This is a genomic window from Paraciimarium castrense LEGE 11436 (assembly GCF_056633055.1).
Genome location: NZ_JBSJOW010000007.1, coordinates 142788 through 155095, shown reverse-complemented (window position 1 = coordinate 155095; position 12308 = coordinate 142788). Strand labels below are relative to the sequence as shown.

Genomic DNA, 12308 nt, shown 5'->3' with positions numbered 1-12308 from the left:
GAGGCTCTGTCAGCGAACCAGGGCGATCACTCCCACTCAATCGTGCCGGGGGGCTTGCTGGTGATGTCGAGCACCACGCGGTTCACCCCCTTCACCTCATTGACGATCCGGTTGGAGATCGTTTCCAGCAGGTCGTAGGGCAGGCGTGACCAGTCGGCCGTCATGCCGTCCTCCGAGGACACGCAGCGCAGCACCACCGGGAAGGCATAGGTGCGCTTGTCACCCATCACGCCCACGCTGCGAACAGGCAGCAACACCGCGAACGCCTGCCAGATGCTGTGATACAGGCCGGCATCACTGATTTCCTCACGCACGATCAGATCGGCGTCGCGAAGAATGTTGAGCTTGTCGTTGGTCACCTCGCCGAGGATGCGGATGGCCAGGCCAGGCCCGGGGAAGGGATGGCGGCCCACAATCTCCTGGGGCAGCCCCAGGGAGCGCCCCACCTTGCGCACCTCATCCTTGAACAACTTGCGCAGCGGCTCCACCAGCTTGAACTGCAGATCCTTGGGCAGGCCGCCCACGTTGTGGTGGCTCTTGATCTTCACCGCCACCCGCTCGCCCGTCTTGGGATCCACGTTGGTGCCGGCGCTCTCGATCACATCGGGGTAGAGGGTGCCCTGGGCCAGGTAGTCGAAGGGCCCGAGGCGCTTGCTCTCCTCCTCGAACACCCGGATGAACTCCGTGCCGATCAGCTTGCGCTTCTCCTCCGGGTCGGTCACACCAGCCAGCTTGCTGATGAAGCGCTCGCGGGCATTGATGTACTCCACATTGATGTGAAAGCGCTTGTCGAAGAACTCCACCAGAAATTCGGGCTCCCCTTTGCGCATGAAGCCCTGATCGATGAACATGCAGGTGAGCCGATCCCCGATCGCCCTGTGCAGCAGGAAGGCCAGGGTGGAGGAGTCCACACCACCGGAGAGGGCCAGCAGCACCCGCTTCTGACCCACCTGGCGGCGCACGTCGGCCACGGCTTCCTCGATGAACGCCGCCGTGGTCCAGTCGGGCTCGCAACCACAGATCCGGTACACGAAGTTGCGGATCAGCGCCATGCCGCCCTGGGAGTGCACCACCTCGGGATGGAACTGCACGCCGTAGAGCTGGCGGCCATGGTGGGCGATCGCCGCCTCGGGGGTGTTGTCGGTGTGAGCCAGGCGCACAAAACCCTCGGGCAGGCGCTCCACCGAGTCGCCGTGGCTCATCCACATCGTGGAGTCCTGCTCCACGCTGGTGAGCAGATCCACCGGGTCATCCACATGCAGCGGCGCCTTGCCGTATTCGGCCCGCCCCGCCGCCACCACCGCCCCGCCCAGCTGCTGCACCATCAGCTGCATGCCGTAACACACCCCCAGCACCGGGATGCCGAGGTCCCAGAGCTCCGGATCACACACCGGCGCGCCGCTCTCGTACACCGAGTTGGGTCCACCGCTGAGAATGATGCCCCTGGGGGCGATGGCCCGCAGCTCCTCCACGCTGGTGGTGTAGCTCAACACCAGCGAGAACACCTCGGTTTCGCGCACGCGCCGGGCGATCAGCTCCGAATACTGGGAGCCGAAATCGAGAATCACGATGGCCGGAGCCCGGCTGGACTGGGACATCTCGTCGATGGGAGATGCGGGCTGGGCCGTGCCCTCAAGGCTGGACGTCGCGTCCCGTGGAGTCATCTGGGGAGCGGCGGACATCGGCAGCACGGAACCCCGGAGATTTGACCCAGCCTAGGCGGCGCCCCCTCCCCGCAGTTCGGCCAGCAGGGGGGCACCCAGGGGGCCCTGGGCACAGAGCTGACGGCTGCGGTCGAACAGCACCGCGCCCACCGCCAAGGCCTCGTGGCCGTAGCGGGCCAGGTAGGCGCGGCTGCGCTGCTCGATCGCCGCCGCGATGCGGGCGCGCAGCCTCGCCGCCAGGGCGGGCTGGGTGGCCTGCAGGTCTGCGAGGGCGGCTTCCACCGTGGCGGCCTGATGCAGGCAGGCCAGCTCCGGGCCCGCCAGGCCCTCCAGGGCCGCCAGGGCGGTGAGCACCTCGCTGCGGCCATCGGCCAGGTGGTGGTGGGTGTGAAAGATGCCGCCGGCCAGCTTGATCAACTTGCCCTGGTAGCCGAACAGCAGCAGCTGGCTCACACCCGCCTCGGCCGCCGCCACCAGCAGGGGCCCCAGCCAGTTGCCGGCCTTGAGCAGCAGCTGGGGAGGGAGGCCGAGGCGGGGGGCCAGATCGAGGCCGTTCTCACCGATCACCAGCACCAGGGCCCCGGCGAAGCCAGGGGAGGCCACCAGGCGGCGCAGCTGCTCCAGGGCCTGCTGCAGCTGGTCGGGGGCCGCGCTGCGCTGCACCAGGGCCTGCGTGCCGATCAGGGCCAGCCCATCCACCACCCCGAAGGCGGCATTGCTGGTGCGCTCGGCAAGACGCCGACCCGCCGGGATCACCAGGTGGAGCTCCAGGCGCCGTCCTGGCGGCAGCAGCGGCTGCAGGGTGCGCTGCAGCAGCTCGCGGGCATAGGCCGAGAGGCAGGGAGCGCCGGAGCTGGCGATCACCCCCACCCCCTCGCCAGCCACCAGTTCCAGCCAGTGCCCAGGGCCCTCCAGCCAACGGGCCTGGGCCCACACCGGCTGACCGCGGGTGAGATCCAGCACCTCAGGGCCCGGATCGGCCCTGGCCACCCCAAGCACCCAGCCTGCGGCCAGGGGCGCCGCAGCCTCCACCAGCACAGGCCGCGGGGGAGCGCCAGGCTCCAGCTCCAGGGGCTGCTCAGGGCAGAAGGGCTCGCCCAGCAGCCCCTGCACGGCGGCGCGGGCCGCGGCGGCAAGCCACACCGGCAGGATCAGGCCGGGTCCAGGGGTGGCGGGCTCAGCCGTGCCGCGTTCAGGTGTGGGGAAGGATTCCATGCAACGGGCAGCCGATGGGAGGGGGGCGCGGTGGCTCGGGGTTGGGCCCCTGTGGTCGGTTTTTTACATTGGTGGATTGCGCCGCCCCGCGGCCGCGCCACTCCACTGCTTCGCAGCACCCATGCAGGACAAGCTCAGCCTGATGATCCCCGGCCCCACACCGGTGCCGGAGACCGTGCTGCTGGCCATGAGCCGTCATCCGATCGGCCACCGCAGCGCCGACTTTCAGAAGATCGTCAAGCGCACCACCGAGCAGCTGCAGTGGCTGCACCAGACCAGCGGCAGTGTGCTGGCCCTGGCGGGCAGCGGCACGGCCGCGATGGAGGCGGGGATCATCAACGTGCTCAGCAAGGGCGACACCGTGCTCTGCGGGGACAATGGCAAGTTCGGCGAGCGCTGGGTGAAGGTGGCGAAGGCCTACGGGCTCGAGGTGGAGGTGGTGAAGGCCGAGTGGGGCCAACCGCTGGATCCCGAGGCCTTCCGCGCCGCCCTGGAGGCCGACACCGACAAGCGCATCCGCGCGGTGATCCTCACCCACTCGGAAACCTCCACCGGGGTGATCAACGACCTGGAGACCATCGCCGGCCACGTGCGCGCCCACGGCACCGCGCTCACCATTGCCGATTGCGTGACCAGCCTCGGCGCCTGCGACGTGCCCATGGACCGCTGGGGCCTCGATGTGGTGGGCTCCGGCTCCCAGAAGGGCTACATGATGCCGCCTGGCCTGGGCTTCGTGGCCATGAGCGAGCGGGCCTGGACGGCCTACGAGCGCTCCGACCTGCCGAAGTTCTATCTGGACCTCGGCAAATACCGCAAATCGGCCGCCGCCGACAGCAATCCCTTCACCCCGCCGGTGAATCTGTATTTCGCCCTGGAGGCCGCCCTGGGGATGATGCAGCAGGAGGGTCTGGAGGCGATCTTCGCCCGCCATGCCCGCCACCGCAGCGCGGCCCAGGCCGGCATGAAGGGGATGGGGCTGCGGCTCTATGCCGCCGAGGGCCATGGCAGCCCGGCGATCACGGCCGTGGCTCCCGAGGGGGTCGACGCCGAGGTGCTGCGCAAGGCCGTGAAGGAGCGCTTCGACATCCTGCTGGCCGGCGGCCAGGACCACCTCAAGGGCCAGGTGTTCCGCATCGGCCACCTCGGCTTCGTGGCCGATCGCGACGTGCTCACCGCCGTCGCGGCGATCGAGGCCACCCTGCAGGGCCTGGGCCTGCTGCGGGGAACGGCGGGGGCCGGCGTGGCCGCCTGCGCGGCGGCCCTGGCCGGCTGAGCCGCCGCGCAGGCGGCAGAGACTGGCAAGGGGGGCACCTTGACTCTTGCTAGTCTCAACAAGCCAACAACGCAGACAACATCAGGACGCCTGAGTTGGCTACACCTTGCGGGTGTAATTCAGTGGTAGAATGTCAGCTTCCCAAGCTGAACGTCGCCGGTTCGAGTCCGGTCACCCGCTTTCAGTCCAGGGCTGAGAAATCCCTACCAAAGCCAGTTTGGCAATGGCTTTAGTGCTGCCAGCGGCTGACTGCACCTCACTGGTGCTGCCAGGCTGTAGGGCCAACCTACTCACAGACTTTCTCACATTGCTGAGCCAGCCCCCTGGGAGATCGCCATCCGCGTCGAGACGGCTCATGCCTTGTCCCGCAAGGGATGTCCAAGGGGCTGGGCGCTCACTGCGCACAGCGGCTTTGCCAGAGTGAACATCACGGCCAAAGCGGGCGGCGGCAAGCGGCGTCAGATACAACTTCCGATCCCCTGGCACTTCGATCACATCAAGAAGATTGGCGTAGCCGCTTGCAGGATCTACGACGCTTTCAGCAGAAGAATCAGATGACGGATCCACTGCCACGCAAAGGCCCAGACTTAAACAGCAGACTGACTGGAATGGCCTGACCAAATGTTATCGCGGGTACAAAATCCGCAGCGGCGAAATCAAGGACTCGACCTGGACCACGGTGCATCGGCACCACATGAAGCTGGTTCCGAAAGCCTTCGCCACCCGTCAGCCACCCCGAAGCGCCACCCAGCTGCTGGATCGGCTCACCCGGCACTGGGCGGACAAGCCCGGTGGGCGAACCAGGCAGATTCAGATGCAGGCCAGCTCGGCCCTGTTGCGCTGGGCGGTGGCCCAGGGCCAGCTCCCGGCGGCCAGCTGGGAGCCACCAACCGACCTGAGCCCCTTTGTGGAGCGGTCACGCTCCGCGGAAGCAGTCACCCCCCCCCCTGGAGGTGGACCACATCCTGGCGTTGGTCCGGGCTTTGCCCGACCCGCGTTGGCGACTGGCCTTCCAACTGATGGCCGCCTATGGATTGCGCCCCGAGGAGCTCCAGCACCTCCAGTGACGCGATGGGCGCCTGTGGTGCACTTAGGAAAAGGTGGCATCACGCGGCAAGACCAAGCCTCGCGCCCTGCGGCTGCTGCCCTGTGATGACTGGGCAGCTGACTGGAAGCTGACCGAACAGTTCTGCCCTGACGATCTCCCTCCGATGCGTGCTGGCTTTTGCGGCAACGACATCAGGCAGTACCTGCACCGAAGCTCCCTCTGGAACAAGCTGCGGCAGGAGTACGAGTCCAAGGGCTAGAAGCTCGTGTCCTACTCCTGTCGGCACGGTCACGCCCACCGGGCGCCCGTGCTCTGCAACCTGCCGCCCAAAGTGGTGGCTGCGACGATGGGGCACTGCATGCAGACCCATCTGGCGGCCTACAGCCACTGGTGTGGGGATGTCGTGACGGATGACGCCTTTGCCAAGGCGGAGCAAAGGCTGGGCCAGGGGCTACACGCTCAGAGTTCAGCGGCGTAATGCCGCACGGCCGGGGAGAACCTGCTCAACCCTTGTTTCTCCAGGGTTGCTAGGTACTCCCGACTGGCTTGGGTGGGTTCTAGAGGCTGGACCGGTAATGCCGTTGCGCCACACAGACCCGTTCGGCATCCAGGTTCAGTTGATCCACCAAAAACAGATCGGGATGGCAGGCGCCAAGGCCATAGATCGACAGGGCCTACTCCGGGACATCATGCAGGTTGAAGGTGATGATCAGATCGGCTCCGCACTTGATGGCGGCAGCCAGAACATCACGGTCTTCCGGGTCTGGCGACTCCAGGGCTGGGATCTAGGGCTGATGGCCATCGACCAGCGCATCACGCACGTGGGCATTCATCAGCGAGCGGGTGCGCTCCAGCTGCGCTCTGCAGAGAACAGGCCGGTTCCGCAGCACGGCCGTCATCCACTCCTCATGAATCTGATCGCTCCAGCGAGCCCGGTAGAGATCCGTGAGCGCAAGGCGCAATCAGCAGATCGGGAAGTGGAGCGGAATAGAGAACACAAGCGTCGTAGACGACCGTGAAGCGATTCACCTCAGTAGCCCATGCCCAGCTCCTGGGCCTGGGCCACCAGCTCATCGAGGGCCGCGGCACGCTGCTGGTCAATGGCGTGCTTGTAGGCCATCAGGTCGGACAGGCGGATGCGCGCTGGCCGCCTTCCAGATCCAGGGAGAGGCTGGCCTGCCGCAAGCGATGGGTAGCCCAAAACCGCGCAAGATCCCGAAGCCTGCGCAAGTGCGTTGGGCTGGCGTGTCCTATGTCTGCACAGCCCCATGCCTGGCCCGATGATGACTGGCTCCATTTCCATGCGCCTGCTGATGGTCGTACCGGTGGTGATGGCAACCACGCTGGTCGCTTGGCCCGGCCAGGCCGCAGACGACACCCTCCGCCAATCGGTGCAGCAGCTGCAGCGATTTCCCTTCCGGCCCGACTGCGACGGCAACACCCAGGAGATCGTGGCCTGCCAGTGGCGCCAGCTGAATCAGGGTGACGCCATGCTGCAGCGCCTGCTGGTGAGCTCGGCCCTGCTGGAGCAATGGCGCGCCGGCCGCCGAGGGGTCTGCGAGCGAGTCGCGACGAAGGCGGAGGGGGGCTCGATTCACCCAATCGTCTGGCTGAGCTGTGAGAACAAGCTCAATGCTGCTCTGATCAATGAGCTCAACCAGCCCCTGGTCCCCTGATCGTGCCTCCACATCAACAAATGGCGTCGACTCCAGCCCATAGTGGTGACCTCCACGTTCACCAGGAGCCACTGCAGTGGCACCCGGGCCTGTGCTCAGCCCCAGCAGCGGTAGTGCTTGCTGGGTTGCAGAACCCCCGGCAGCCGAAGCTGGCGGAGGGTTTCGCGGCTCATCCCCAGAGCTGCTCACGCCTCTGCCGTCGTTACCCAGACCGGTAGCTGCCGGCAAAGCTGGCGCCCCTGTCGCCGATCAGTCGGCCTTCACGCAACCAGCTGGATCGGCGGTGTTGTCTCTTGGAGGTGAATGGATCCGGAACATCCACGGCTGAGCCCAACAGCGGGTGCTGCAGCTCCAACGCCGAGCCTGATGCTGACGGGCCAGCTCATCCACGCGGGCACGGTGGCGGCAGATCTCAGCAGCTTCTGCGCTGTGGCGCTGAGCGGTCACCCTCCTCATACCCGCAGGTCTTGGCTGCCCGCACCAAGGCTGATCCACTTGGGCAGGGGGGCTGCACAGCCGGGGCTCAGGAGCAGCAACTCCCGTTTGGGGTCTGTCCAGACGTTGCCACCACGCAGCTGCTGAATCAGGGCGTCGAGCGAGGTGGGAAGCGACGTCCTGGCCGGACTAGACCAAGACCAAATTCATGCCGAGTGGCCATGGAACCGGTGAACATCCACCAGGCCAAAACCCATCTCTCCAAGCTGCTGCAAGAGGTGACAGCCCCTGGGGTCAGTCGCAGCCCGATCAAACTGGATGAAGACTTGGATGCGCCTCTTGATGGGCTGTTTGAGGCGCTGCGGTGACGCGGCTGCAGCTCGACACCGATCTGATGTTGTGGTGGCTGAACGGCGATCCGTGCCTTGCTCAGGAGGTGGTGGAGTGGGTGCAGGCGCCGGAGGCGGAGGTGTTCGTGGGCGAGGCCTCGCTTCGGCAGATGGTGATCGTGAGCTGATCGAGGGCGCCCCGAGCTTGTCTGCGCATGCAGTTGAACCACCTGGATTCTCAGGTCGTCAGGTCGAAAACAAGTTCGGGAACTACACCGCTTCCCCGTACTCCTGCCAATGCCGAGCCATCTGGTCTCTCTCGCGACAACTAGCCTCAGCAGGTTTGTGATGCGATCAGGCCTCCCTCTAACCCCGCGGCTTGATGAGCTGCAGCACCTGGGGACCGGTGTTGGCCAGGCGCCGCTCTGACTTCAGCAGTTCGAGAATCAGGCGGGCCGATTCGTCCAACTGGCCCTCCGCGGCCGCCTGCCGGGCAGCGGCGTCGAGCTGGCTGATCTGGGCCTGAATGGTGGCGACGGGCTGGGGCTTGGTGGGAACGCGCCTTGATTGGGGAAGCCGTGGGGAGAGGGCCGAGCGTGGTCTGGCGTGGATGTCGGGGGAGAAGGTGACTGTCATGGAATGACGGAATACAGGGCTGAAACAGGCCTGGCGGGTGCTGCGCAGGGAAAAGGAATGGGCCTGAATTGGTATGGCGCCAGCGACCCCCATGGCTGTAAGCCCAAACTTCAGATGTCGTGGCTTGAACAGACCCTGACATCGATAAGTGATGCCATAACCATACCATCGATGGCTATTGCCACAACGCACATCTGTGAGCCTGGAACAATTCCGTACTGGCTGTCAGGTGCCCGGTTCGAGCCCACCGGCTCCAAGGGCCGAGATCTGACCACGCAGGCGCTCACAGCGCTCGGCATCGCCGCGGCTCACGGCGACAGCGAGGGCAAATTCAAGTTTTTCGCGTTGGTGATCCGCCTCACTGATCAGGATGCGGGGGAAACCAGCCCCACAACGGGGCGGGTTCTGCCCCTGGGGCAGGGCATTGACAGGACTCTGCTGGGGGTGGGAGGAGGGGGCGTGAGACGACGTGGTGTAAGCCATGTTTCACTTTCTTTCCATTCTGCCACCGCTGACCAGTCAGTGCTTCTTCTGCCCTCAGGCCGCCTGATCGTAGGGCTCAGCCGAGTCGTATGGATCAGCTGGGGCCTGGGCGTCCATGGGGCTGAAGCAGGTCTGGAGAGTCGTGTCCTCCACGGGATGGCCCTCGTCGGCTGGGGCGGCCTCGAGATCCAGCAGGCAGCGGCAGTCATGCAGCAGCCGTTCGACGTTGTCGAGGCTCGACATTTCCTGCAGATCGGGTTCAGCCTCCTGCTGCTGGTGGCCGTCGAGCTGCAGGGCCATGGCCTGAACATGCTGCTCCAGGGTGATCAGACGCCGCGACAGGGCATGAATCGTCTGGGCCAGGTCTTCAGCGTTGCGGGTGATCCGAAAGGAAACCGACTCGGGGGCCATGGCATCAGGCGCGGTGGAGCCGATGACAGCACACTTTGCTGGCGCAGCCAAGGTCAGACTGGGGCAATGAGCCACCCCTGGAACCTGGTCGTGTATGCCTGTGCCGGGCTGGCGGGCGGCCTGCTGGCGCTGCGCACCGGGATTCCCGCGGCCCCCCTGGCCGGCGCGCTGCTGGCGGCGGCGCTGGTGAGCATCGTCGGGCAGCTCGAACCGGCCCAATGGCCCGGCGGGACGCGCACCCTGCTGGAGATCGGGATCGGCACGGTGATCGGCACCGCCCTGAACAGCGCCGTGCTGCAGCAACTGCAGCAGCTGTGGCGGCCGGCCCTGGTGATCACCCTCAGCCTCGTGCTCGCCGGCTTGGCAGTGGCCCTGGCCTGCAGCCGGCTGTTCGGGGTGGACCCCACCATCGCCCTGCTGGGCGCCGCCCCGGGCGGCATCAGCGGCATGAGCCTGCTGGGGGCCGAGTTCGGCGTGGGGGCTGCCGTGGCGGCCCTGCATGCCGTGCGGCTGATCACGGTGCTGCTGGTGCTGCCCCTGGTGCTGAAGCTGGTGCTGCCCCAGGGCACGGGTTCGCCCTGAGCAGCCCACCACCCTCGACGCTGGCCGTCTCGATCGATACCTTGAGCCCTGCTTGCCGGATCTGTTCCCATGGCCCTGCGCCAGACGTTCGCCCTGTTCTCGCGGCAGCGGCCCCGGTTGCTGGCAGCCCTGGCCCTGACGCTGGGCCTGGGGCAGGGGCTGCCCGCCTTCTCCCAGGCGACTGAAACCGGTGTCGTGCTGGAGGGGGCCGGCCCCAGGGGCGCCCAGATCTACTGCTTCATGCGCGGCAGCGGCAACAGCCACCAGGTGAGCTGGGACGCGGCCTATGCGGTGATCAAGCGCCAGAGCGACCAGCTGTTCAAGACCTCCCCGGAGCACGCAGCGGTGATGATCACCGAGGCCGTGGTGCAGTACTCCGGCTCCTTCCCAGACTGCGGCCGCTATCTCGGTGATCTGTTCAGCAAGCCCGAACCCGCCGCGGTCGCCCCTACCCCCATCCCGGTATCCGGAGCCACCCGTAGCGAGCGCTTCGGCTACTGAGGCTGCGTCCTGCCAAGCGAGGCTTGAGCCAGGCCGAGCCACCCCCCTGCTGCTGGCCACCCTGCTGCTGGCTGCCGCCGGCTGCGCCGAACAGCCCCTGCCCCAGCAGGCCCTCCGCCGTGACGACTGCCTGCGCAACGTGCGCCTCGAGCAGCTCGAGCAGCAGATCAGCCGCTGCGATGCGGTGGTGGCCGCCTTCCCGGAGGATCCCGGCCCCCGCAATGACCGCTACCTGCTGCGCAGCCTGGCGGGCCAGGACGCTGAGGCCTGTGCTGATCTGCGGGAGGCGGTGAAGCTGGCCGAACGGCAGCCAAACGAGGATCTCGATCCCCAGCTGCTCAGTGATCTCAAGGTGCGGCAGAAGCTCTGCAGCCAGGCCACCAGCCCCGCCCCCTGAACTCACCAGTTCTGCATCAGGTCACGCACCATGGCCGCCAGGTCGCGGCGGCGCAGCTCCTGCTGGCCGCGGCCCAGCAGTAAGGCGATGCGCTCCGCCTTGCTGGCGATCAACCCATCCACCAGCTGGTCGGCCACACCCAGCTGCAGCCAGTGGCAGAGCAGGGAGGCCGCCATGCCGATGCGGTGGCAGCGGTCTTCGGCCTGCTCCGCATCCCCGGGTGTCCAGGGGCGCTCGATCAACACCACATGGCGGGCCCTGTGCAGCGTGAAGCCCAGCCCGCCGGTGCCGTAGGTGGCGATCAGCAGCGGGCTGCGGCCCTCCTGGAAGTGGTCCACCAGCTGCTGGCGCCGGCGCGGCTCGAGGGCACCGGTGAGCAGGGCTCCGCCCAGCTCAGCCTGCAGCAGGCTGGCGGTGGTGCGGAAGGCCGTGAACACCACCACGGCCTCGCCCGCGGCCAGCTGGCGCTGCACCAGCTCCCTGGCCGCCGCCAGCTTGGAGTGGGAGGCGATCTGGCGCAGGGCCGTGAACACGGCGAGCACCTCGGCATCGCGGCGCACCTCCCCGCGGGCGGCGCGGCGGCGGTAGGCGTCCACCTTGCGCTGCAGCCGTTGCTCGAAGCCCAGGGCCTGGTCCGGCTCCAGCTGCACGGGGATCAGGGCGCGCTGCTTGGGCGGCAGATCGAGGCAGTCCTGCTTGCGCCGGTGCAGCACCAGGGGCCTGGTGAGGCGCTGCAGTTCGGCGAGGTTGGTGGCGCCCGTGGCCTGCCACACCCGCCGCCCGCCCTGGTCGCGCCAGTGCCCCTGGCAGAACAGCTCCTCGTAGGCCCGCTGATGCCGGGCCAGGGGGTGGCCGATCGCCGCCAGCAGGGGAAACAGCTGGGCCGGTCGACCGTTCTTCATCGGCGTGCCGGTGAGCAGCCAGATCGCCCGCAGCCGGGGGTGCCGGGCCAGCCGCAACAGGGCCTTGCAGCGGGCCGTGTGGGCGTTCTGGGCGAAGTGGGCCTCGTCGGCGATCAGCACCGTGCCGGCCGCAGGCAGCTCCGGCGGCAGCCGCGCCCAGCTGTGCAGCTCCAGCCGCAGGCCCAGAGCCAGGGCTTCGGCGCGCCAGTGGTCGTGCAGGCCCACCGGGGCCACCACCAGGATGCGGCAGTCCGCCAGGCGCACCATGGCCCGGGCCGCCGCCAGGGCCGAGAGGGTCTTGCCGAGGCCCATCGCATCCGCCAGCACCGCCCCGCGTCGCGCCAGCAACCAGCGGCCGGCGGCGCGCTGGTGGGCCAGCAGGCGGCGGCCATCCTCGAGGGGCTGGTCCAGATCGGCGGCCCGCACCAGCTGCCGGTGGGGCGGCAGCGGCGGCAGGGGCTGCTCCAGCCAGGCCAGCCAGGTGGCCAGCTGGGGCTCCACCGGAAAGCGACCGGCCAGGGCCTGCTGCAGCGCTGCGGCGGCCTCCTGCGGAAACTCCCAGCAGCCCCGCCGCGCCAGCCACTCCCCCCGGGGCCGGATGGCCCGCAACTGGGCGCTGGTGACCGCATCAAAGGGGCTGACCACCTCGATCAGTCCGGTGGCACCCAGCCGCAACAGGCAGCGCATGCGCGGAATGGCAGTCCTCGACACATTGCCACCCTGGACACTGGCTGCAAACTCCCCCCAACCGAGCCA

At 67.6% G+C, this 12308-nt stretch carries 14 protein-coding genes and 1 tRNA gene; 9 read left to right on the top strand and 6 right to left on the bottom strand.

The features are described from left to right. Positions 1 to 26 precede the first annotated feature (26 nt). Together guaA and cbiD are read right to left on the bottom strand one after the other, a co-directional pair. Entirely contained in the window at positions 27 to 1598 is a 1572-nt protein-coding gene (gene guaA / locus ACWJIO_RS11780; protein ID WP_480313704.1) for a glutamine-hydrolyzing GMP synthase, read from the bottom strand. Positions 1599 to 1715: 117 nt separating this feature from the next. Further along, on the bottom strand, positions 1716 to 2879 hold the full coding sequence (gene cbiD / locus ACWJIO_RS11775; RefSeq protein ID WP_480313571.1) for a cobalt-precorrin-5B (C(1))-methyltransferase CbiD: 1164 nt from the start codon (positions 2877 to 2879) through the stop codon (positions 1716 to 1718). Positions 2880 to 3000: 121 nt separating this feature from the next. On the opposite strand from cbiD, the gene ACWJIO_RS11770 reads away from it, so the two are divergent. The 6 genes from ACWJIO_RS11770 (at position 3001) to ACWJIO_RS11745 (ending at position 7828) form a co-directional block, all read left to right on the top strand. Further along, entirely contained in the window at positions 3001 to 4152 is a 1152-nt protein-coding gene (locus tag ACWJIO_RS11770) for a pyridoxal-phosphate-dependent aminotransferase family protein (RefSeq protein ID WP_480313569.1), read from the top strand. A gap of 108 nt (positions 4153 to 4260) precedes the next feature. Next, a tRNA-Gly gene (locus ACWJIO_RS11765) sits at positions 4261 to 4332 on the top strand. Between the two features lie 1443 nt (positions 4333 to 5775). Then, complete coding sequence (locus ACWJIO_RS11760; protein ID WP_480313567.1) at positions 5776 to 6219, top strand: hypothetical protein; 444 nt, start codon at positions 5776 to 5778, stop codon at positions 6217 to 6219. Positions 6220 to 6483: 264 nt separating this feature from the next. Next, complete coding sequence (locus ACWJIO_RS11755) at positions 6484 to 6876, top strand: lysozyme inhibitor LprI family protein (protein ID WP_480313565.1); 393 nt, start codon at positions 6484 to 6486, stop codon at positions 6874 to 6876. Between the two features lie 665 nt (positions 6877 to 7541). Then, the gene (locus ACWJIO_RS11750; protein ID WP_480313563.1) at positions 7542 to 7679 is read left to right on the top strand and encodes a hypothetical protein; all 138 of its coding nucleotides are present in this window, start codon (positions 7542 to 7544) and stop codon (positions 7677 to 7679) included. Beyond that, positions 7676 to 7828 (top strand): hypothetical protein, encoded by a 153-nt coding sequence (locus ACWJIO_RS11745; RefSeq protein ID WP_480313561.1) that lies wholly within the window; start codon positions 7676 to 7678, stop codon positions 7826 to 7828. The genes ACWJIO_RS11750 and ACWJIO_RS11745 overlap by 4 nt, the downstream gene beginning before the upstream one ends. A 178-nt stretch (positions 7829 to 8006) precedes the next feature. Here the strand turns inward: ACWJIO_RS11745 and ACWJIO_RS11740 are convergent, their stop codons facing one another. From ACWJIO_RS11740 to ACWJIO_RS11730, 3 genes are all read right to left on the bottom strand, one after another. Continuing rightward, entirely contained in the window at positions 8007 to 8276 is a 270-nt protein-coding gene (locus ACWJIO_RS11740) for a hypothetical protein (RefSeq protein WP_480313559.1), read from the bottom strand. A gap of 225 nt (positions 8277 to 8501) precedes the next feature. Continuing rightward, a complete protein-coding gene (locus ACWJIO_RS11735; protein WP_480313557.1) occupies positions 8502 to 8759 on the bottom strand; it encodes a hypothetical protein in 258 nt (85 codons plus the stop codon). A 54-nt stretch (positions 8760 to 8813) separates the two neighbouring features. Then, the gene (locus ACWJIO_RS11730) at positions 8814 to 9170 is read right to left on the bottom strand and encodes a chemotaxis protein (RefSeq protein WP_480313554.1); all 357 of its coding nucleotides are present in this window, start codon (positions 9168 to 9170) and stop codon (positions 8814 to 8816) included. A 66-nt stretch (positions 9171 to 9236) separates the two neighbouring features. On the opposite strand from ACWJIO_RS11730, the gene ACWJIO_RS11725 reads away from it, so the two are divergent. The 3 genes from ACWJIO_RS11725 (at position 9237) to ACWJIO_RS11715 (ending at position 10650) form a co-directional block, all read left to right on the top strand. Beyond that, positions 9237 to 9752 (top strand): AbrB family transcriptional regulator, encoded by a 516-nt coding sequence (locus tag ACWJIO_RS11725; protein ID WP_186697911.1) that lies wholly within the window; start codon positions 9237 to 9239, stop codon positions 9750 to 9752. A 69-nt stretch (positions 9753 to 9821) separates the two neighbouring features. Then, on the top strand, positions 9822 to 10253 hold the full coding sequence (locus ACWJIO_RS11720; protein WP_480313546.1) for a DUF6554 family protein: 432 nt from the start codon (positions 9822 to 9824) through the stop codon (positions 10251 to 10253). A gap of 139 nt (positions 10254 to 10392) precedes the next feature. Next, positions 10393 to 10650 carry a hypothetical protein gene (locus ACWJIO_RS11715; RefSeq protein WP_480313544.1) on the top strand — a complete coding sequence of 86 codons (258 nt, stop codon included), beginning with the start codon at positions 10393 to 10395 and terminating at the stop codon, positions 10648 to 10650. A 2-nt stretch (positions 10651 to 10652) separates the two neighbouring features. On the opposite strand, the gene ACWJIO_RS11710 is transcribed toward ACWJIO_RS11715, so the two are convergent. Beyond that, positions 10653 to 12239, bottom strand: a complete 1587-nt coding sequence (locus ACWJIO_RS11710; protein WP_480313702.1) for a DEAD/DEAH box helicase — start codon at positions 12237 to 12239, stop codon at positions 10653 to 10655. Positions 12240 to 12308: the final 69 nt, after the last annotated feature.